At 66.1% G+C, this 20,924-nt stretch carries 19 protein-coding genes; 16 read left to right on the top strand and 3 right to left on the bottom strand.

The window, feature by feature from the left end:
* Positions 1 to 316: 316 nt before the first annotated feature.
* Positions 317 to 1,150, bottom strand: a complete 834-nt coding sequence (locus tag GT590_RS12565) for a DUF364 domain-containing protein (protein ID WP_114558121.1) — start codon at positions 1,148 to 1,150, stop codon at positions 317 to 319.
* A gap of 112 nt (positions 1,151 to 1,262) precedes the next feature.
* Between GT590_RS12565 and GT590_RS12570 the strand changes: the two genes are divergently transcribed.
* Complete coding sequence (locus tag GT590_RS12570) at positions 1,263 to 2,135, top strand: hypothetical protein (RefSeq protein ID WP_114558122.1); 873 nt, start codon at positions 1,263 to 1,265, stop codon at positions 2,133 to 2,135.
* Positions 2,136 to 2,337: 202 nt separating this feature from the next.
* Positions 2,338 to 3,030, top strand: a complete 693-nt coding sequence (locus tag GT590_RS12575; protein WP_086414713.1) for a flavin reductase — start codon at positions 2,338 to 2,340, stop codon at positions 3,028 to 3,030.
* A gap of 108 nt (positions 3,031 to 3,138) precedes the next feature.
* On the opposite strand, the gene GT590_RS12580 is transcribed toward GT590_RS12575, so the two are convergent.
* Entirely contained in the window at positions 3,139 to 4,047 is a 909-nt protein-coding gene (locus GT590_RS12580; RefSeq protein ID WP_114516422.1) for a class I SAM-dependent methyltransferase, read from the bottom strand.
* A gap of 113 nt (positions 4,048 to 4,160) precedes the next feature.
* On the opposite strand from GT590_RS12580, the gene thyX reads away from it, so the two are divergent.
* The 9 genes from thyX to GT590_RS12625 all read left to right on the top strand — a co-directional run bounded on the left by thyX (position 4,161) and on the right by GT590_RS12625 (position 13,406).
* Positions 4,161 to 4,841 carry an FAD-dependent thymidylate synthase gene (thyX, locus tag GT590_RS12585; RefSeq protein WP_114516421.1) on the top strand — a complete coding sequence of 227 codons (681 nt, stop codon included), beginning with the start codon at positions 4,161 to 4,163 and terminating at the stop codon, positions 4,839 to 4,841.
* Between the two features lies 1 nt (position 4,842).
* On the top strand, positions 4,843 to 6,249 hold the full coding sequence (locus tag GT590_RS12590; RefSeq protein WP_114516420.1) for a DUF1385 domain-containing protein: 1,407 nt from the start codon (positions 4,843 to 4,845) through the stop codon (positions 6,247 to 6,249).
* A gap of 100 nt (positions 6,250 to 6,349) precedes the next feature.
* Positions 6,350 to 7,126 carry an ABC transporter ATP-binding protein gene (locus GT590_RS12595; RefSeq protein WP_161171139.1) on the top strand — a complete coding sequence of 259 codons (777 nt, stop codon included), beginning with the start codon at positions 6,350 to 6,352 and terminating at the stop codon, positions 7,124 to 7,126.
* Positions 7,123 to 8,295, top strand: coding sequence for an ABC transporter permease (locus GT590_RS12600; protein WP_161171140.1), 1,173 nt, complete (start codon positions 7,123 to 7,125; stop codon positions 8,293 to 8,295). The genes GT590_RS12595 and GT590_RS12600 overlap by 4 nt, the downstream gene beginning before the upstream one ends.
* A 41-nt stretch (positions 8,296 to 8,336) precedes the next feature.
* Positions 8,337 to 9,311 (top strand): CPBP family intramembrane glutamic endopeptidase, encoded by a 975-nt coding sequence (locus GT590_RS12605; protein WP_161171141.1) that lies wholly within the window; start codon positions 8,337 to 8,339, stop codon positions 9,309 to 9,311.
* Between the two features lie 181 nt (positions 9,312 to 9,492).
* Positions 9,493 to 10,224, top strand: coding sequence for an amino acid ABC transporter ATP-binding protein (locus GT590_RS12610; RefSeq protein WP_161171142.1), 732 nt, complete (start codon positions 9,493 to 9,495; stop codon positions 10,222 to 10,224).
* Positions 10,225 to 10,232: 8 nt separating this feature from the next.
* Positions 10,233 to 11,057: a transporter substrate-binding domain-containing protein gene (locus GT590_RS12615; protein ID WP_021410318.1), complete on the top strand. Its 825-nt coding sequence runs from the start codon at positions 10,233 to 10,235 to the stop codon at positions 11,055 to 11,057.
* On the top strand, positions 11,050 to 12,744 hold the full coding sequence (locus GT590_RS12620) for an amino acid ABC transporter permease (RefSeq protein WP_021410315.1): 1,695 nt from the start codon (positions 11,050 to 11,052) through the stop codon (positions 12,742 to 12,744). Before GT590_RS12615 ends, GT590_RS12620 begins: the two co-directional genes overlap by 8 nt.
* Positions 12,744 to 13,406, top strand: coding sequence for an amino acid ABC transporter permease (locus tag GT590_RS12625; protein ID WP_009304731.1), 663 nt, complete (start codon positions 12,744 to 12,746; stop codon positions 13,404 to 13,406). The genes GT590_RS12620 and GT590_RS12625 overlap by 1 nt, the downstream gene beginning before the upstream one ends.
* Positions 13,407 to 13,774: 368 nt before the next feature.
* Here GT590_RS12625 and GT590_RS12630 read toward each other — a convergent pair whose 3' ends face one another.
* Positions 13,775 to 14,242: a hypothetical protein gene (locus GT590_RS12630; RefSeq protein WP_086414712.1), complete on the bottom strand. Its 468-nt coding sequence runs from the start codon at positions 14,240 to 14,242 to the stop codon at positions 13,775 to 13,777.
* Positions 14,243 to 14,501: 259 nt separating this feature from the next.
* Here GT590_RS12630 and GT590_RS14835 point away from each other — a divergent pair, with 259 nt between their 5' ends.
* The 5 genes from GT590_RS14835 to GT590_RS12655 all read left to right on the top strand — a co-directional run bounded on the left by GT590_RS14835 (position 14,502) and on the right by GT590_RS12655 (position 20,624).
* Entirely contained in the window at positions 14,502 to 14,660 is a 159-nt protein-coding gene (locus GT590_RS14835) for a helix-turn-helix domain-containing protein (RefSeq protein WP_021410371.1), read from the top strand.
* 201 nt (positions 14,661 to 14,861) lie between these two features.
* Complete coding sequence (locus GT590_RS12640; RefSeq protein WP_161171143.1) at positions 14,862 to 17,411, top strand: DNA topoisomerase I; 2,550 nt, start codon at positions 14,862 to 14,864, stop codon at positions 17,409 to 17,411.
* A 115-nt stretch (positions 17,412 to 17,526) separates the two neighbouring features.
* Entirely contained in the window at positions 17,527 to 18,450 is a 924-nt protein-coding gene (mdh, locus tag GT590_RS12645) for a malate dehydrogenase (protein WP_021410374.1), read from the top strand.
* A gap of 200 nt (positions 18,451 to 18,650) precedes the next feature.
* Positions 18,651 to 19,442 (top strand): nitroreductase family protein, encoded by a 792-nt coding sequence (locus tag GT590_RS12650; protein WP_086414710.1) that lies wholly within the window; start codon positions 18,651 to 18,653, stop codon positions 19,440 to 19,442.
* Between the two features lie 3 nt (positions 19,443 to 19,445).
* Entirely contained in the window at positions 19,446 to 20,624 is a 1,179-nt protein-coding gene (locus GT590_RS12655; RefSeq protein ID WP_015760417.1) for a winged helix DNA-binding domain-containing protein, read from the top strand.
* Positions 20,625 to 20,924: the final 300 nt, after the last annotated feature.

The following is a 20,924-nucleotide window of genomic DNA, read 5'->3' on the forward strand; positions in this document are numbered from 1 at the left end:
TTTAACATTCGTAAATGAGAATAATATTTAAATCAATATATACTAAAACGCAATTATTATCAATTGAGCATAATATAAAGACGGTATGAGGAGGGAAGGGGCGCTTGGCGAGTCGCGGCGCGAGGCGGGAAGGGCGCTTGAAGCTTGCGAGGGGCGGGCGATAGCCTGGCGCGCGGGCGGGGCGCATGCCGGTTCCGGTGGGTCGCACGGCGGGTCGACCGGAGAATGCGGGCGCGCGTCGACGCGGGCGGTAACGCTCTCGTACAGATGTTTCACGTGAAACATCTGTACGGTTTGCGAGCGGGGGTAGGAGGGGCTAGGCTCGGTCGCGTTCGATCATGGTCATCTGCAAAGCCTCGCCGAAGAACTGGCCGGCACCGTTCTTGATTGCGAAACGGGTCTTCTCCGGATCGGCCACCACGCTGCCGGCGAGCGCGTCGGCTCCCTGCTCGAACAGGACCGACGACATGACCACGCTCGGGCCTACAAGCACGGTGGTCGCATTGCGCGCGAGCTCGAGCAGGCGCGGCGCGGTCTTGTTGATGATGGTGACGCCGGTTATGAAAGCGAAGTCGGTATCGGGCAGCACGTACTCGCACGCGGGGTCGGGCGTGTCGAGTTCCTGCGAGCAGTTGCGTTCGAGCACGGTGAGGTTCGCGTACTCGGCGATGCGGTCGACGTGCGGGAAGTGCCCGACCACCGTGACGTTCTTGCGCTCGGACGCTTCGATACGCGGGCGGTACAGCTCGAAAGCGTCCATCTTGCGGACGGTGCCGTCGGGCAGTTCGATGGGTTCGTCGTAGGTTGCTCCCAACGGGTCGAGCAGCTCCTTGCGCGCGTAGTAGGCGTTGAGCGCCGCCACTCCCAGCGTGGCTTCCTCGAAGCACCACGACTTCGCCAGCTCCGCCATCTCGCGCAGCCCCGTGCCGCGCAGATCCTGCTTGCACGCGCGCCGGGCTCCGCCTTTGCAGGTGAAGCTCACGCCCATGCCGCAATCGGCCTCGACGTAGGACCAGTGCATTCCCAGACAATAATCGCGTACGGCGATATCTTCCGGAATGCCCTCGATCAGGCGGTTGTAGAGCTTCCACGGCGTTGCGTCGTCGCGCGTGTCGGGGCGGCGGACGGCTTCGTTCTCGGAGCGTTTCATGGCAGCCTTCTCTCCTCGAGGCGGCGTGTTCCGTCGCGCCGCCATTCTTCAATATGCGGTAGAGTATAATATACGTTCAAGAATAAACAACCGGGAAGGGGCTGGCGCTGCGATGCTGTTCTTGTTGACGGGCGACGTGCAGATCGGCAAGACGCGCTGGCTTGAGCGCCTTGCCGCCGAGCTGTCGGGTGACGGCGTGCAGGTTGCGGGCGTGCTGGCACCTGGCGTGTGGCGCGTGCGGGAGCCGCACGAGGTTCCGGGCGAACGGGGGCTGGCTGGCGAGGGTCGCTTCGAGAAGCTCGGCATCGACAACGTGCTGCTGCCCGGCGGCGAGCGCGTGCCGTTCGCGCGGCGGCGAGACCTGGCGCTGGCCGAGGGATCGTTCGATCCGACAAGCCAGAGCGCCTCCGCCCAGCTGGCCTGGGAGATCGCGGACGAGGCTATCGCGCGGGTGAACGCGCACTTCGATCGCATCGCGGCCGAGCTGGCTGCGGTTCCCGCGGGAGCGCCGGCTTTGCCGGGAGAAGCGGGCTCCGGGGGCTACGCGCCCCTCCCCGTCGATCCGGCGGCGGGAATGTTTCACGTGAAACATTCGTTCGCGCAAACATATGTTTCACGTGAAACATCTGGAGCGGAGGCGGGCGAGACCCCGGCCGATCCAAGTACGGGAGGTTCGCGCATCGTCGTTCCGGCGGACGAACTCGACGCTGAGGGCTCCGTTACCGTCGGTGCGGAGGGCGGTTTGCTCGTGGTCGACGAGCTGGGGCGGCTCGAACTCATGCGCGACGGCGGGCTCGTTTCTGCGGTGGCGCTTCTGGAGCGCGGGCCCTCGGCGCGGTTCCCCCATGCGCTCGTTGTGGTGCGTGATTGGCTGTGCTCGAGGGCGGAGGAGCGCTTCGCCGGCGTCTGGGATGGGTCGCTCATGCTTTCGCCGGGCGACGACGCGCGCGGTCTCGTGCGGGCTTCGTTCGGCCTTTCCGGCTGAGATCCGTGCTCGTTGTCGTCCGAAAAACACGCTTCGTCCTGCGATTCCGTGTTTTCGGGCGACAATGCGCCGCTCGCTTGTTGGCGTTCGGCTACTGTGCGTCCGGTGCGTTCGACCATGCGGCCAATTCGACCCTTGCTTTCCTTAATGAGAATGATTATCATTAAAATGGAAGAAAACGAGAAGAGGGAAAGGTGTCCGCATGATCGATCAGACCGCGTTCTTCAGCTTGAGCTACGGGCTCTACATCGTCGGCGCGACGGACGGCGAACGTCGCGCCGCCTGCGTCGCTAACACGTTCCAGCAGGTCACGTCGTCGCCGTTGCAAGTAAGCGTGGCGCTGAACAAGGAGAACGCCACCACGGACGTCATTCTCGACTCCGGCCGCTTCACCGTTTCGTGCCTGGCGCAGGACGCCACGATGGAGCTCATCGGCACGTTCGGCTTCCATTGCAGCACCGACCTGGACAAGTTCGCCTCTTGCGAGACGGGCGTCGACGCGGCGGGCGTGCCGTTCGTGGCCGAGCAGTGCGTGGCGCGCTTCTCGGTGCGCGTTGTGCAGGCGGTGAACCTGGGCACGCACATCCTCTACATCGGCGAGGTGGAGGAAGCCGAGAAGCTGTGTGCGGGCGATCCGATGACGTACGCCTACTACCACCTGGTCAAGGGCGGCAAGACGCCGCCGAAGGCATCGAGCTACCTGCCCGACGCGCCCGATGCGGCGCCGGCAGCCGCGGCAGCGGCCGGCGAGGGCGATGCGGAGGCTCCGAAGCCCAAGTACGCCTGGCGCTGCAAGGTGTGCGGCCACATCGAATACGGCGACGAGCTGCCCGATGACTTCACCTGCCCCGTGTGCAGCGTGGGTCCCGACATGTTCGAGCGCATCGAGCTGTAAGGCGCGCGAACAGCATAAAAGGGCGGTATAAAGGGGACCGCCTCTTTCTATGCCACCTTTCTGTGTCGGAGCGCGTCCCGAACGGCGATCGGCCGTTCGGGACGCGCTCTACTTGTTCCAAGCGATGAACGCCCAGGTGACCGTTCGGGGCTCGCGTAGGCGCAGGGACTTCTCCGGAAGCCCCTTCTTGTCGGGCTGCCCGGCGCGCTCGTTCGGCACGAGGTTCTCTTCCAGCCAGCTGCGCAGGCGACCGAGCGCCTCGGCGCGCTCTTCGGCTCCGACGGTTTCGCCCACGGCGTCGTCCGCCATGCGGGCGAACACGTCGTAGGCATCGTCGAGCGAGTCGAACGTGTCGGTGCGCTCGCTGTCGATGTAGGAAACCTCGGGGCGCAGTCCCTCGTTCGCCAGGATGTTGAACGCATAGAGGTAGTCGCGGCCGAGCACGCTGGAAAGGCCCATGGCGTTGAGGATGCGCTCGTCGGTGCGCGGCGACGAGCCGGTGGCCAGCGTGACGCATACGCGGCGGCGCGCCACGTCGGTGAGGCGCAGCAGCGAATCGCGCAGATCGGCGGTCGCGACGGAGCGCGAGGCGAGCGCCACATCTACCATGCCCGGGCGCACGCCGAGGCTGGGCCAATCGTCGGCCCAGCTCATCTGCTTGGGGAACACCGTGCGCACGCCCTCGCGGTCGAGCGCTTCCCGCAGTTGGCCGAGCATGCCCTGCGAGAAATCGGCGGCCACCACCTTGTGGCCCCGTTTGCCCAGCGGCACCGACAGCGCGCCTGTGCCGCAGCCCATGTCGAACACCGTCTCGCCCTCGCGGATGCCGGCCAGCTCGAGGAACCGCTCGACGTAAGGGTTCGGCGCGTCCTTCGAGGTGAACGTGGCCGACCGCTTGTCCCAGTAGCTCGCGTCGTCGAAGCGGCGTCGTGCCTGCTGGAGCCGCTTCCACTCCTCGTTCCAATCGCGGGCGGTCAGCGGGTTGACAGAGGACTCGGACGTGTTGTTTTCGGGCATGGCGCGCCTCTCGCTTTGATGGTTGCGGGCTTTTAGGTACTATACTAGCGAAATGAAACGCCTCTGTGCGCGCGATCCGCCGAATTTATCCCGAAACGAGGAGCATTCATCTTATGCAAGTCGAACTGCTGTACCACACGCCCGACCCCGAGCGCGCGATCGCCACGGCGGCGCGCCTGTGCTACGCGCCCGTCGGCGCGGCCGAGCTGATGGAGACCATGCCGGAGGAGCGCGTGAAAAGCGTGCTGTCCACCATCATGAGCGCGGGCCATACGTCCACGCTCGAGCACGCCAGCTACACGTTCGCGGTGGACGGCGTCTCGCGTGCCCTTACGCACCAGCTGGTGCGCCACCGCATCGCCAGCTTCAACCAGCAGAGCCAGCGCTACGTGAAGTTCACCGACGGCCTGGCCACGGTGAAGCCTGAAAGCGTTGCCGCGAACGAGGAGACGAACGCGGTGTTCGACGAGGCTATCGCGGCCGCCATCGAGGCGTACGAGAAGCTGCTGGCCGCGGGCGTTCCCGCCGAGGACGCGCGCTACCTGCTGCCGAACGCGGCTGAGACGAAGATCGTCATCACGATGAACGTGCGCGAGCTGCTGCATTTCTTCAGCTTGCGCTGCTGCAACCGCGCGCAGTGGGAGATCCGCGAGATGGCGCACCGCATGCTGGAGCTGGTGAAGCCCACGGCGCCGTTTGTCTTCATGGACGCGGGCGCGCCCTGCATCCGCGGCAACTGTCCCGAAGGCAAGATGACCTGCGGGAACCCGTACCCGCGCGTGAAAAGGGCCTAGCATGGCCGAGCAGAAGAGCGACCTGTCGCGGGCGTTCTCCGAGGACGGTGCGCTGAAGACGCACGTAGGCGGCCAGGCGCTCATCGAGGGCATCATGATGCGCGGCAAGTACAACTGGTCGGTGGCCGTGCGGGAGCCCGACGGCGGCATCTACGTGGAAGAGCATGACCTGGCCTCGGGGCGCAAGAAGAACGGTTGGATGTACTGGCCGCTCGTGCGCGGATGCCGGGCCATGCTGGAGTCGCTCGTGCTGGGCTACAAGGCGCTCGAGATCGCGGCGCTGCATGCGTTCGCGGAAGAGGGGGAAGACGAACCTGCGGCGGCCGAGGAGGCGGGAGGGGTCTGCAGCTCGGACAGTCCTGCTCGCACGAACAGTCCGCTGGACTGTTCGGCTCATGCGGAACTCGCCTCAGACCCCTCCCGCCCCCTCGGCGATGGCATCGAATCTTCTGCCGACGCCGACGCTGACGGCGGCGACGATGCGCGCCTCGAACCCGTTCTCGCTGCAGAAGCCGAGGAGGAGAGGGCTTTCTCCTGGAAGGAGGATTTCGGGCGGCCGGATACGATGATCGATGCGTTGGGGGCGCAGCGTTCCCTCGAGGTGGTTTCCGAGCCGGAATCCTCTCCCGAGTCCCAGTCTCAGCCCGAACCCGCCAAGAAGTCCTTCATGGACGAGGAGGTGGAGTTCGGCAAGAAAGAGATGGCCGTGTCGATGGTGCTGGGCCTCGTGCTGGGCGTGGTACTGTTTATCGTGGCGCCGGCGTTCATCACGAACCTCATCGTGGGCGAGTACGACCAGAACACCGTGCTGTGGAACATCGTGGACGGCTTGCTTCGCGTGGGCGTGTTCGTGTTCTATCTGTGGCTGATCGGGCGCATGCAGGAGATCAAGCGCATGTTCGGCTATCACGGCGCGGAGCACAAGACCATCCACTGCTACGAGCACGGCCTGCCGCTCACGCCCGAGAACGCGCGCAGCTTCCCGCGCCTGCACGTGCGCTGCGGCACGGCGTTCCTCATCATGGTCATGGTCATCGCCATCTTCGTGTACACGGTGACGCCCATCAACGGGCTCATCGAGCTGTGGGGCGTGCCGGACGGCGCGCCGAAGCTGGCGCTGGTCATCCTCGTGCGCATCCTGCTGATGCCCGTCATCGCCGGCATCTCCTACGAGATCACGGTGAAGTGGGCGGGCAGCAACCCCGACAACCCGCTGGTGAAGGTGGTGTTATGGCCCGGCATGCAGATGCAGTACCTCACCACGAACGAGCCCGACGACGGCCAGATCGAGTGTGCCATCGCCGCCATGCAGAAGGTGCTCGAGCGCGAGGAGGCCGAAGAGGCTGGCGAGAAGGCGGCAGCCGGCGCGCCCGATAACGCCGACGAGCCGGCGACGGCGACCGCGTAGAGCGCTCGATCGGGGGTGCGGGCGGAAAAACGCTTGCCCCCCCCCCTCGCTGTTATACTCATGCGGAACCGTTCCCTATCCGACTCAAAGAGGTGAGCCGATGGAATATGCCATATCCGTACGAGGCCTGCGGAAGTCTTTCAAGCTCTCGGCCAAGCAACGTAAGCTCGAACGCACCGACGCGCGCGTAAAGACCGCGGTGGACGGCTTGTCGTTCGACGTGGCGCCGGGCGAGATATACGGGCTGCTCGGCCCGAACGGCGCCGGCAAGACCACGACGCTGCGCATGTTGGCCGCGCTCGTGAAGCCTGACGAGGGCGACGCGCTGATCGAGGGCGTGTCCGTCGTGGACGATCCCGCGAGCGTCCGCAGCCTCATCGGCTTCCTCACGAGCGAGCTCAAGCTGGAAGACGTCTTCTCGCCCGACTACCTGTTCGACTTCTTCTCCGAGCTGCGCCATGTCGACGCGCCCGTGCGCGACGAGCGCAAGCGCCAGCTGTTCGCGCGCTTCGGCATCGACCGCTTCGCGCAGACGAAGGTGGCCGACCTGTCCACCGGCATGAAGCAGAAGGCGTCGCTGGCCATCTCGCTCGTGCACGATCCGCGCGTCATCATCTTCGACGAGCCGACGAACGGCCTGGACGTGCTCACGGCCAAGACGGTGACCGACTTCTTGCTGGAACTGGCGGCCGACGGTAGGACGGTGCTCTTGTCCACCCACATCTTCAGCCTGGTGGAGAAGGTGTGCGACCGCGTGGGCGTTGTCATCGACGGGCGCATGGCGGCCTCGGGAACGCTGTCGGAGGTGGCGGGGGAGCGCTCGTTGGAAGACGCGTTCTTCGACCTGTACGCGGCGAGCGCGAAGGAGGCATCGTGAAAGGCAACGCGTGGACCATCGCCCGCAAGGAACTGGCGCGCTTCTTCAGCAACAAGGCCTCGGCGCTCGTGTCCATCGTGCTGCCGGGCCTGCTCATCTTCCTCATGTGGACGTTCATGGGCGATGCGATGGGCGGTATGTTCAAGCCCGATATGAGCAAGCCTCCGGCGGTGGCTGTGGTGAACGCGCCCGAAAGCGTGAAAGCGCTTGCGGCGGATTCGATCGTCGACATGCGGGACGAGCCTTCGCTGCCCGGCGCCGATGAGATGCGCGAACGCATCGAGCAAGGCGACGTCAAGGCGTTCGCGGTGTTTCCGGAGGGCTTCGACGAAGCCGTGGCGGCGTACGACCCCTCATCGGGCGTGCCGGCGCCGCAGGTGGAGATCTACTTCAACTCCACCGACCCCGATTCCAGCCAAGCACGCTCGACCTTCGCCGCGATGCTGGACTCCTACGAGTCGTCGCTGTCGAACCGCTTCGACGTCAACGCGGGTGGAGCCGGCTACGACGTGGCCGAGGAGCGCGACGTCGCGGGCATGCTCGTGGTGTCCATCGTGCCGCTTCTGCTGCTCATCCTCGTGTTCAGCAGCGTCATGTCCATCGCGGCCGAGTCGGTGGCGGGCGAGAAGGAGCGCGGCACCATGGCCACGCTCCTGGCCACGCCCATCAAGAGGCGCGATATCGCGCTGGGCAAGGTGCTGGCCATCACCGTCATCGGCCTGCTCATCGCGGCGTCCAGCGCCATCGGCATCTTCGCGGGGCTGCCCGGCATCATGCAGGGCTCGGTCGACATCAACGTGTACGGCTCGGTCGAATACGTGTTGCTGGCGCTGGTCATCCTGTCGACGACGCTCGTCATCGTCGCGCTGATCACCGTGGTGTCCACGCTGGCGAAATCGGTCAAGGAGGCCACCATGTTCCTGACGCCGCTCATGATCGTGGTGATGCTCGTGGGCGTCCTCGGCATGTTCGGCGACGCGAAGGCCGAGGTTGCGTACTACCTCGTTCCGCTGTACAACTCGGTGCAGTGCATGATCGGCATCTTCTCGTTCGATTTCCAGCCCCTCAACGTGGCAGTCTGCGTGATCGCCAACCTCGCGTACGCCGGCGTCGGCGTGCTTGCGCTGCAGCGCATGTTCGACAGCGAGCGCCTCATGTTCGCGCGCTAGGCCGGCGTCGCTCGCGCGCTATCGAAGAAAGAAGGTTGGTCATGAAGATGATTTTCAAGAACAAGCATGGCATGGTGCGATCCGGATGGATCATCGCGCTGTGCATGGCCGCGTTCTACGCTCTCGGCTATGCGTTCTCCGCCCTGCTCATCGATGCTTTGCGCATGATTCTTGATGCCGCCAGCCTCGATGTTGCGTCATACGATGCGCTCGTCGATTGGATGAGCGCATCGGTGTTGCCCGTTGCCCTGCAGTTCTTGACGGAGGGCATCATGCTGGCCGTCCCCTTGGCTGCGTGGAGGATCATGAGGTATCGCTGGGAAGACCTCGGCCTCCGTGATTTTCGCGCCCGGTTCAAGAAAGACGGCGTTGTCGGGATGGCGCTGGGTTTCGCGGCGTGCAGCGCCATCTTCCTGCTGCTGCTCGCCACCGGCAACGTGGTAGTCGAGGGGGTCAATTCGCCGTTTTCTCTCTCGCTTTTCGCCTGGGCGCTCGTGTTCGTTGCGGTGGGCATCGCCGAAGAGGTCATGAATCGCGGGTTCATCATGTCGGTTTTGCGGAGGACGAACAGCAGGTTCCTGGTGATCGTCGTGCCGTCGCTGATCTTCGGGTTGATCCATCTCACCAATCCGAACGTCACCTTGCTCTCGGTCGTCAACATCGTATTGCTTGGGATCGCCCTTTCCCTCATGTACTACAAGTCGGGCAATGTATGGATGTGCATAGGGTTCCATATCGCTTGGAACCTGTTCCAGTCGGTCGTGTACGGCATGCCGGTGAGCGGCTTGGATGTTCCCGCGTTCCTGGTGAGCGCCTACCCGGTTGGAAACCTGCTCAACGGGGGCGGTTTCGGCATCGAGGGCGGCGTGCTCACCACTGTTGCCGCCGTGTCCGTCATGGCGTTCACCCTTTTCTATTACCGCACGTCCGAGTATCGTTTCTTCGGCGACCACGCGAATGCGCCGCAGAGCCCGGCGGCGGTCGGGCAGGACGAGGAGGCTCCCGCGATTCGATAGGAGGCGCGGACCGGTTTCGTATGGAACGCGACCGATTCCGCTATCGTCAAGCTCCCGTAACCTTCCTGCCATCTGGGATGATGGGGCGCATGCTAGACTGAACGATGCATGTTGTCACTGTCAGTCGACCGCGGCGCCCCTCGAAGATCGCGGCCTGGAACCTTTACGGGAGGCGTCAAGCGTGGCTCAAGCGATCACGGTTACGGACATTCGCAAGAACTTCGGCGCGGTCGAGGCGCTTAAAGGCGTTTCGCTCGATGTGGCCGAGGGAGAGAAAGTCGTCGTCATCGGGCCGTCCGGCTCGGGCAAAAGCGTGCTCATCCGTTGCATCAACGGTCTTGAGGTGCCCGATTCGGGCACGGTGGTGGTCGAAGGCATGAACCTGTCGGGCCGCAAGGTGAACGCCCGTGCGCTGGCTCGCGACGTGGCCATGGTGTTCCAAAGCTACAACCTCTACCCGCACAAGACCGTGCTCGAGAACGTGACGCTGGCACCCATCAAGGTGCTGAAGGTGCCGCGCGAGCAGGCCGAGCGCGACGGGCACGCCTATCTGGAGCGCGTGGGGCTTTCCGACAAGGTGGACAAGTACCCCGACCAGCTCTCCGGCGGGCAGCAGCAGCGCGTGGCCATCGCCCGCGCCCTCAACATGCACCCCAAGATCATGCTGCTGGACGAGCCCACGAGCGCGCTCGATCCCGAGATGGTGCAGGAGGTGCTCGACGTCATCAAGTCGCTGGCCGAGACGAACATGACCATCGTCATGGTCACTCACGAGATGGGTCTGGCGCGCGAGGCGGCCGACAAGGTCGTATTCATGGAGAACGGCCTGGTGGTAGACCAGGGCACGCCCCATTACCTGTTCGATGAGACTGACAACGCTCGCGTCAAGAGCTTCCTGTCGAAGATCCTGTAGGCTCGGCCATGATCACGAGAAGAACGTTCATACGCTCCTCGGCGCTGGTTGCGGCGACGCTCGTGCTGGGCGGGGCGACGGGCGGCCTCGCCGGTTGCGCCGGCGGCGCAGACGTGCTGCGCGTGGGCACGAAGATCGACGTGCCCGGCTTCGGCTTCCAGAATCCCGAGACGGGCAACATCGAGGGTATGGAAGTGGACATCGCGCGCGAGCTGGCGAAGCGCATCAAGGGCAGCCCCGACGCGCTCAAGGTGACCGGCGTGAACGTCACCACGCGCGGCGCGATGCTGGACAACGGCACGCTCGATGCCACGCTGGCCACGTTCACCATCACCGAGGCGCGCAAGAAGAGCTACAACTTCTCGCGCCCGTACTACACCGATCACATCGGCGTGCTGGTGAAGAAGTCGTCGGGCATAACCGATCTGGCGGATCTCGACGGAAAGACCGTGGGCGTGGCGCTGTCGGCCACGACGCGCGACAAGCTGACCGCCGCCGGCGACGAGATCGGCATCCACATGAACTTCGCCGAGTACTCGACGTATCCCGAGATCAAGATCGCGCTGGTCACCGGCCGCGTGGACGCGTTCTCGGTGGACCGCTCCATCCTGAACGGCTACGTGGACGACTCCACCATGCTGCTGGACGCGCAGTTCGCGCCCCAGGAGTACGGCGTGGCCACGAAGAAATCGAACACCGAGCTGGCCGACCAGGTTGACGCCGCCATCGGCGCTATGGCCGACGACGGCACGCTGACGGCGCTGCAAGAGCGGTGGGGGCTCTCGACCGAGACGCCCGCCGGCGAGGAAGAGGGAGGCGGGGCGCATGCTTGACATCTTCGCCCCCTACAAATGGGAGGCGCTGTTCGAGCGCTGGCCCGACATCCTCATGGCGTTCGGCACCACCGTCGGCATCTCGGTGCTCGCGCTGGTCATCGCGCTGGCGCTGGGCATCGTGTTCGGCGTGCTGTCGGTGTCGCGCATCCCCGTGCTGCGCGGCATCACCCGCGTATACGTGGAAGTGGTGCAGAACGTGCCGCTGCTTCTGCAGGTGTTCGTGTTCTACGCCATCTTCCCGCTGCTGGGCCTGTCGCTGGCCGCGTTCTGGATCGGGGTCCTGGCCATCGGCATCTACCACGGCGGCTACATCTCCGAGGTGGTGCGCAGCGGTATCGGTTCCATCCACCGCGGGCAGTTCGAGGCGGCGAAGAGCCAGGGCTTCTCGTACTGGCAGTCGATGTTCGTGATCATCCTGCCCCAGGCCATCCGCATCATCATGCCGCCGCTTGCCGTGCAGGCGGCCAATCTGGTGAAGAACACGTCGGTGCTCGCGCTCATCGCGGGCGGCGAGCTCATGTACTTCTCGAACTCGTTCGCGGGCGCGACGAGCTACTACGGGCCGGTGTACGTGGTGGCGGCGCTGCTGTACTTCGCCATCTGCTTCCCGCTGTCGCGTCTGGCTCTGTACCTGGAGCATCGCACGCGCTCGCATAGGCATCTGGCCACCGGCGACGCCACCGAGGCGTTGGCCGAGGATACGATGGAAGTCACGCCGGGCACGCACGACATCACCGGGCGCGCGGCGGCCGACACGATGGCGGGCGGCGTGCAGACCATGTACGGCACCGTGGACATCGCCCCGGCGCGCGTGGCGCCCTCGCCGCGCCATCCGCTGCACGCGCTTGCCGAGGACGCGCTGGAGCCGGGCGTGGCGCCGGAGGACCCGTACGATCAGACGTTCACCGGCAACCAGGCGGCCGAGATCGCCGACGAGATCGGGCGCGAGATCGCCCAGGAGATCGCCGACGAGTACGGCGACGACGAGCGGGCGGCGCGCGCCATGCGCACGAAGTCCGGGCGTTTGAAGGCGCATCGGCGCCTCGAGCGCCGCGTGGCCGCGCGGCGCGGCGTGGAAGGCGCGCGCGAAACCGGCGCGGCGGTGCCCGTTGCGCCGAGCGCCGCCGCCGAAGGCGAGCGGGACGAGCGGGCGAGTCGTCGCAGCCCCGAGGCCGACGAGGCGCTGGCTTCCCGCGCCGAGACCGTGACGAGCGACCGTATCACGCGCGACGTGAAGCGTCGCGTCGACGAAAGCGCGCGGGCGCGATCCGCGCGCGACCAGGTCCGCGATGAGGCGGAGCTGGGAGAGGAGGCTTTCTTGGATAACGACTACCTGCCGGGCGAGCTGGAGCAGCCCGATGAGCGCATCGCGCAGGTGCGCAGCCCTCGCGACGAAGCCGATCTCGATGCCGAGGCCGAGAGCGCTACGGCGCGGGAAGACCGTCGCGAGCTTCGCGAGGAGCGCCGCGAAGAACGCCGCGAGGCGCGCGAGCGGGCCGACCGGACTGGTGGTCCCCAGACCGTGCAGCCCGACGACGTGCGCCTCGACGAGGAGGCGGACCGGGCGCTCGAGGACGCCGAGGAGGCCGCCGAGACCGACGAGCGTTCCATGGACGTCGAGCGCGCCGAGCTGGCCGAGGGCGAAGAGGCGGCCACGACCGACGACGGGCGGAAGGATCGCTGATGAGCGATATCGCCGCGCTGTTCACCTGGGTCAACATGCGCTTCCTGTTGCAGGGGCTCGGCATGACGCTGCTCATATCCGCTTTGGCCATCCTCTGCTCGGTGGTGCTGGGCACGGTCATCTCGGTCATGCGCACGTCGAACGCCCGCGTGCTGCGGGGCATAGCCACCGTGTACATCGAGATATTCAAGAACACGCCGCTGTTGCTGTGGATCATGTTCACGTTCTTCGTGGCGCAGCTGCCGCCTATCGGCGCGGCCGTGCTGGCGTTCACCCTGTTCACGAGCGCGAGCGTGGCGGAGATCGTGCGCGGCGGCCTGGCCAGCGTGCCGCACGGCCAGTACGAGGCGGCGCGCTCGCAGGGCTTCTCCACCGTGCAGACGTACGTGCTGATCATCCTGCCGCAAGCGCTGCGCAACATGGTGCCCGCGCTGCTGTCGCAGTTCGTGACCACCATCAAGGACACGAGCTACCTGTGGGGCGCCATGGCGTTGCAGGAGCTCATGGGCCGCGGCATGATCCTCATGAACAGCTACAACTCCACCGCGCAGATCTTCGCCATCTTCGGCATCATGGCGCTCATCTACTTCATCGTGTGCTTCACGCTGTCGCAGATCGTCCGCGCCTACCAGCGCAGGCTGAAGGAAGCCCGCGCCGCGTAGGGAGGGTTGCACGAGCGCGTTTCCCAGCCATCCCGAGCGCAGCGCGAAGTCGAAGGATCCCCCTGCGCGTCATCCGAACGGCGTTCCGCCGACCGGGGCCGCCGCATGCGACAACAGCGGCGGCCCTATGTGCGGCAAAATCGGGCTTTTGGCAGCACGGAAACGAGCTTCTCACGGAGGCGGTCGGGCGATCAGGCGTTTTCCCGACAGCTTGGCGATCGGGCGTCTTCTCGCGGCGTTCGAAACGTGCAAACGCTGCCAAAAGTTCGATTTTGCTGCAGATCGATCCCTGGAAACGTGCGCGAGACGGAATTTGCGCCGCGCAGCGAGCCGTTCTACCCCCGCGCCGCTTGCCTTGGCTGCCGACGCTACTGCACGTAGGCGAGGTAGGGGAGGTAGGCCTGCGCGCTTTCGGGGACGGCGAGCGTGACCGTCTGGCCGTAGACCTCGACGGAGACGTAGCCGGGATCGTCGTAGGTGGTGACGGTGCCGTTGATGCCGAGGGCGTTACCGTCGATGGTGCCGGTGGCCGTGGCGGTGGAGGGCAGCGAGGCGGCTTGCCATCCGTCGATGTCGAGCTGCTCGATGGCTTGATCGACCTGGCTTTCGCTGAGGCCGGTCGCCGCGGCGATGCTCGCTTTGCTGCCCTCGAGGGCGCTCCTGGCCTTGTCCTTGAGGCCGGTCGCGTCGATGGCCGCGTTCGCGGCGGCTGCCTTCGCGTCGTTCGCCAGGTCGCTGGCGGGGCCCGATCCGGTGCCCGAGAAGGCGAACACGCCCACGATGCCTACGATGATGAGGGCGATCAGCCCGAGGAACACGCCCAGGACTCGTTTCATGCGTAACCTCCCGTATCTCGACCCAGAGGGCCGTTGCGTTCGGCGGGACGCCGCCGCTGCTGCGTTCGTGGTGCGTGCGGAGCGGGGCGGTGGGTCGTTTCGGCGGCTCATCCCTTGCGATCAAGGGTACCCGAGAACGGGACGCTTCACAAAACGCCCCCAGCATCTTCAACCCGCGGTAACGAAATCCCCATCCGATTTCCGGAAATCGAGGTGCGCCTCTCGGGCCGCATCGCGTGGGGCTCAGGGAGGGAATCGCGTGCGTTTTGCAGGCAATGCGCACGAGCTCGCGCAGCGGTGCGGCATGAAGCAGAGCGCGTTCGCCCGGCTGGAGTCCGGCAACGCCAACCCCACGCTCGAAACGCTCAAGCGCGTGGCCGAGGGTCTCGGCAAGCAGCTGCGCATCAGTTTCGTCTAGCGCGTCCGTTTTCGCCAGCTTGGCAATTTCTCTCGCGCGGCGCGGAAAATCGTGTATGCTAACACCTGCTGCGCCCGAACGGCGCGGCGCATGCGCGCTTGACGGCGCGCCCATCCCCGCACACGTTAATAAATAGGTGGGGCAACCGTGTGAACGAAGCAAGGCTGCGGGAGGCGGCCGGAAAGAACAGGAGGGAACCGCGTGAAGCTGGTGGTAACCGAGAAGAATGACGCGGCTCAGAAGATCGCCGATTTGCTTGGCGTGAAGAAACCCAAGGCGGACAAGGTGTACTCGACGCCGGTGTACCGCTTCGACGTGGACGGCGAGGAATGGGTGACCATCGGCCTGCGCGGCCACATCCTGGAGCCCGACTTCGCGCCGACGATGGTGTACAAGAAGCGCGGGGGATGGCAGGGCGTCACCGAGGAGGGCGAAACGCTTCCGGCGGAGCTGCCCGCGTCGCTGCCGAAGCCCCCGTTCAAAAAGAAGAAGCCCTTCACCGAGGACGGCGTGGAGCTGAAATCCTGGAAGATGGACGCGCTGCCGTACCTCGTGTACGCGCCCATCAACAAGCTGCCCAAGGAGAAGGAGATCATCCGCTCCCTGAAGAACCTCGCGAAGAAGGCCGACTCGGTCATCATCGCCACCGACTTCGACCGCGAGGGCGAGCTCATCGGAAGCGACGCGCTCAGCTGCATCCAGGAAGTGAACCCCACGGCGCCCGTGTCGCGCGCCCGCTACTCGGCGTTCACGAAAGAGGAGATCACGCACGCCTTCGACAACCTCGTCGAGCTCGACGTGAACCTCGCCTCCGCCGGCGCCTCGCGCCAGGACATCGACCTCATCTGGGGCGCGGTGCTCACGCGCTACCTGACGCTCGTGAAGTTCGCCGGCTACGGCAACGTGCGCTCGTCGGGTCGCGTGCAAACGCCCACGCTCGCCCTCGTCGTGGCGCGCGAGCGCGAGCGCCTCGCGTTCGTCCCCGAGGACTACTGGGTGATTCGCGGCGCGTTCGGTGCCGATCCCGACTCGTTCGAGGCCCCGCATGCCACCGCGCGCTTCAAGGCGGAGGCCGAGGCGCAGGCCGTCATGGCCCATGTGGAGGGCGCCACGCGCGCCACGGTGGCGTCCGTCGAGAAGAAGAAGCGCACCGTGCAGCCGCCCGCGCCGTTCAACACCACCTCGCTCATGGCGGCGGCGTCGGCCGAGGGCCTGAGCCCCGCGCGCACCATGCGCATAGCCGAGAGCCTGTACATGGACGGCTACATCTCGTACCCCCGCGTGGACAACACGGTGTATCCGACCTCGCTCGACCTCGCCGACACGGTGAAGGCCATCTCCGGCAACCCGGCCTACGCGCCGTACTGCAAGGAGCTGCTGGCGAAGGGCAAGCTCACGGCCACGCGCGGTAAAAAGGAGACGACGGACCACCCGCCCATCTACCCGACCGCCAAGGCCACGCCCGACGATCTGGCTCCCGCCGACTACAAGTTGTACAACCTCATCGCGCGCCGCTTCCTGGCGACGCTGTCCGAGGCGGCCGTCATCGAGGGCACGAAGGTCACCCTCGACGTGAACGCCGAGCCGTTCGTGGCGAAGGGCGACGTTCTGGTGAAGCCGGGCTACCGCGCCATCTACCCCTACGGCCTCAAGAAAGACGAGCAGTTGCCCGCGCTTTCCGAGGGCGAGACCATCGCGTTCAACGGCGCCACCTGCACGAAGAAGCAGACCGAGCCGCCCGCGCGCTACAGCCAGGGCAAGCTGATCCAGGAGATGGAGAAGCTGGGCCTGGGCACGAAGTCCACGCGCCATGCCATCATCGAGCGCCTCTACGCGGTGAAGTACTGCGTGAACGACCCCATCGAGCCCAGCCAGCTGGGCATGGCCGTGGGCGACGCGCTGGACAAGTTCGCGCCGCACATCACGCACCCCGAGATGACGGCCGAGCTGGAAGAGGAGATGGACAACATCGCCGAGGGCCGCACGACGAAGACCCAGGTGGTGGACACCAGCCGCAACCTCCTGTCCGAGCAGCTGGCCAGCCTGCTGCCGCACTCCGAGGAGGTGAAGGAGGCCCTGGCCGACGCCGTGGCCGCCGACGCCTACGTGGGCCCGTGCCCGAAATGCGGCAAGGACCTGCAGCTGCGCGCCAGCCAGAAAACCCGCAGCATGTTCATCGGCTGCTCGGGCTGGCCCGACTGCGACGTGACCTACCCGCTGCCCAAGGGCAAGGTGGAGGCCGTCCCCGAGCCGTGCCCCACGTGCGGCATGCCCCAGGTGAAGGTGACCGCCTTCCGTTCCAAGCCGCGCACTATCTGCATCGACCCGCATTGCTCCACGAACCAGGAGCCCGACGTGGTGGTGGGCGAGTGCCCGGCCTGCAAGGAGAAGGGCATCCAGGCGAAGCTGATCGCGCAGAAGAACCCGCGCACCCTGAAGCGATTCATCCGCTGCGAGAACTACGATGACTGCGGCACGGGCTATCCGCTGCCCCAGTACGGCGCGCTCACGGCTACCGAGGAGGTGTGCGAGCACTGCGGCGCCCCGATGGTGATCGTCACCACCGCGCGCGGCCCGTGGAAGCTGTGCCCCAACTTCGACTGCCCCGGCAAGGAGCAGAAGGAAGACGAGAAGGGTGCCAAGGGCGCCAAGGGGACGGCGGCCAAGAAGCCGGCGGCGAAGGCTCCCGCGAAGAAGCCCGCGGCGAAGAAAGCCCCGGCCAAGCGCGCGCCCGCCGCGAAGAAGGACTAGGCGAAAGCACGGAAGGCGTGAAGAAACCGTCCGCTTGGCCCGCCGAGAAAACACAGCGGCGGGCCAAGCGGTACAATCATGCGAAGTACGATCAACGAGCGAGGAGAGCTATCACATGCCCAAGGTAACCATCGTCGGCGCCGGCAACGTCGGTGCCACCGCAGCCCACATCATCGCGTCCAAGAACCTGGCCGACGTCGTGCTCATCGACGTGGCCGAGGGCCTGCCGCAGGGCAAGGCGCTCGACATGATGCACATGCGCAGCGTCGAGCAGTTCACGGTCAAGGTGACCGGCACGAACGACTACGCCGACACGCGCGATTCCGACGTGGTGGTCATCACCGCCGGCATCGCCCGCAAGCCCGGCATGACGCGCGAGGACCTGCTCGGCGTGAACGCCGGCATCATGAAGTCGGTGATCGGCCAGGCCATGGAGGCGTCCCCGAACGCCGTGTTCATCTGCGTGACGAACCCGCTCGACGTGATGACGACGCTGGCGTTCCGGGAGTCCGGCCTGCCCGCGAACCGTCTCATGGGCATGGGCGGCGTGCTGGACTCCTCGCGCCTCGCGTTCGCGGTGTGCGAGCAGCTGGGCTGCGCGCCGGCCGACGTGACCGCCTGGGCCGTGGGCGCGCACGGCGAGGGCATGGTGTGCTGGCCGCGCTTCACCACGGTGGACGGCACCCCCATCACCGAGCTCATGGACGAGGCGGCCGTGGCCAGCGTGGTGCAGCGCTGCGTGAAGGGCGGCGCCGAAGTGGTGGCCTTCCTCAAGACCGGCAGCGCCTACTACGCGCCCGGCGCGTCCATCGCGAAGATGGTGGAGGCCATCCTCACGGATTCGCACGAGGTGATGAGCGTGTGCGCGCACATCGACGGGCAGTACGGCATCGAGGATCTCTACATGAACGTTCCGGTGCGCCTCGGCAAGAACGGCGTCGAAGAGGTCGTGGAGTTCGACCTGAACGACGACGAGCTGGCCGCGCTGCGCGCCAGCGCCGACAGCGTGCGCGCGGGATTGGCGAACCTGCCGGAGTAGCCGATCTGCGAGACGGGGGAGGGAGCCGCGCAGAACTTCCCGCACGCGCAGCGATTGCTGCCGTACGGACTCCTCCTGTCCCTGCCGGTTGAGAGGGTCGGCGTAGATTGCGATAGTGCGGATCGGGGGAGCGTCGCTTGGGCGGCGCTCCCCGTCGTTAAGGGAGGGGTCGCGCTCCCCCTGGGAAGGAAGGGCTCAGCATGCTGGTCGAGATCGACGAGAGGTACTGCATCGGGTGCGGGCGCTGCGTGGACGATTGCGTGGGCGCGAATCTTGAGGTGGAGGGCGTCACGGCGCGCGTGAAAGGGCTCTGCATCCTGTGCGGGCACTGCGTGGCCGTGTGCCCCACCGGGGCGGTGTCCATTCCAAGCTACGATATGGCTGATGTGGAGACATGCGTGCCCGCCGGCGCGGCTGTCGATCCTCGCACCATGCTTCGGGTCGTCAAGTCACGTCGCAGCGTACGCGACTACCTCCCGAATACGATCGAGCAGGACACGCTGCGCCTCGTGCTAGAGGCGGGACGCTACACCGCCACGGCGAAGAACGCCCAAGGCTGCCGCTTCATCGTGGTGCAGGACGAGCTCGACGAGCTCAAGCGCCTCGTGTGGGACGGCATCGAGGGCATGCTGGCGCTCCCTGCCGCCGACAAGCCGCGCTGGGTCAAACTCTACAAGCCCTTCCTGGTCGACGCGCAGGCGGGGCTGCAGGACTTCCTGTTCCGCAATGCGCCCGCCGTCGCGTTCGTGGCGGCCGAGCGCGCCGACGACGCGGGGCTGGCCGCGCAGAACATGGAGCTCGTGGCAGCATCGCTCGGCTTGGGCGCCCTGTTCAACGGCTACCTGTGCCGCGCGGCCGAGGAGCTTCCCGCCGTGAAGGCGTTCCTCGAAGCGGAAAACAAGCCGCTGCAGATATGCATGCTGCTGGGCCATCCCGCCGTCTCCTACCGGCGAACCGCGCCGCGCCGCGCCGGCGACTTCGTGATGAAGTAGCGCATGAAGGTTGTAAGCGTCGAGCAGGCGCGACGGCATCGTTTGCGCGCGCATCATCTCGATCGCGCATACGGCATCGAAGACGCGGCGGAGCTTGCGGGCGCGTGCGGAATGCAGAACACGCCGCCGGGCGCATGGGAGACGGCCTTGTTCAACCGCGCGCCGGCTTGTCGCAGAGAAGATGCCGAGCGCCTGCTGTACGGGGAGAAGACGCTCGTGCAGGCGTGGAGCCTGCGCGGCGCGCCCGTGGTGTTCCCCGCGGCCGAAAGCGCGGCGTTCCTGTCGGCGCTCGTTCCGGCGAAGGGCGAGCCGTGGGCGTACACGAAGGGCATCGGCCTTGCGCTCGATGCGCTGGGCATGGAGTTCGACCGGCTGCTCGAACTGCTCGTGCGGGCGATGCCGCGCCTCGACGACGAGGCGATCGCGAGCAAGGTGGCGCTCGATCAAACGTTGGCGGATTGGGTCGAGCCGCTGCTTCCTGCGAACAAGCGCGCGGCGTGGCGACAGCCGTCGATGTACGGCAGCCCCGACAAGCAGACGGTGGGAGGAGCCGCGGTGTCGTTCTTGCTGCGCCCGTGCTCGTTCATGGGCCTCGTCGTGTTCGGCGAGCGCGCCGGCGCAACGCCCACGTTCACCTCGTACCGAAGGTGGACGGGCGGCGCGCTGCAGCCGGACGCTGACGCCGCCGCGCGCCTGGTGCGGAAGTTCGTCCATTGCTACGGGCCGACGAGGCCCGATGCGCTCGCGGCCTGGACGGGGTGCTCGGGCGCGCAGGCGCGCCGCATGTGGAAGGGCATTGCGGACGAGCTGGAGCCGGTGGAGTTCGGCGGCAAGAAGGCATGGGCGCTGGCGGCCGACCTCGATGCGCTCGCATCGGCGGAGCCGCCGGAGCGCGAGGTGCTGCTGCTTGCCGGCCACGACCCCTATCTCGATCAACGCGACCGCGCCACCTTGCAGGTCGACGTTTCGTTGCAGCGGCGTATCTGGAAGACCGTTGCGAACCCCGGCGTCGTCGTGCGCAACGGGGAGGCCGTGGGCACGTGGACGGCCAAGAAGAAGGGTGCGGGCCTGTCCGTCTCGCTGGCTACGTGGGTTGCCTGCTCCGAACAGAAGCTGCGCGACCTCGCCGAGGCCTACGCCGCCTTTCGGGGTTTGAAGCTGTTGGGCGTGAGCTTCGAGTAGCATCTCGGCTCGTCCCGAGAAACATCGCGAATGCACGGTTTCCGGACTCCATGTGCGGCAAAATCGTCGTTTTGGCACGTCGAGCTCGTTCGGAAGCCGTGTTCCGGAACACCGTCGGAACGCGAGCTGGGGTTTCGCCTGGCCGATTCCCAGAAAAAGGCGTCGAAGCCCGTCGAGACTGCCAAAACGACGATTTTGCCGCACATCGCCTTAAGGAAAGGTGCGGCGGGACGCCGGATGCGGGCGAGCGTATGCGTTCATGGGAAGATTTGCCGAAGCGATCGACGGGGGCGGGGAAGG

This window comes from Eggerthella sp. BIOML-A1, assembly GCF_009875595.1.
GTDB classification, from domain to species: Bacteria; Actinomycetota; Coriobacteriia; order Coriobacteriales; family Eggerthellaceae; genus Eggerthella; species Eggerthella lenta.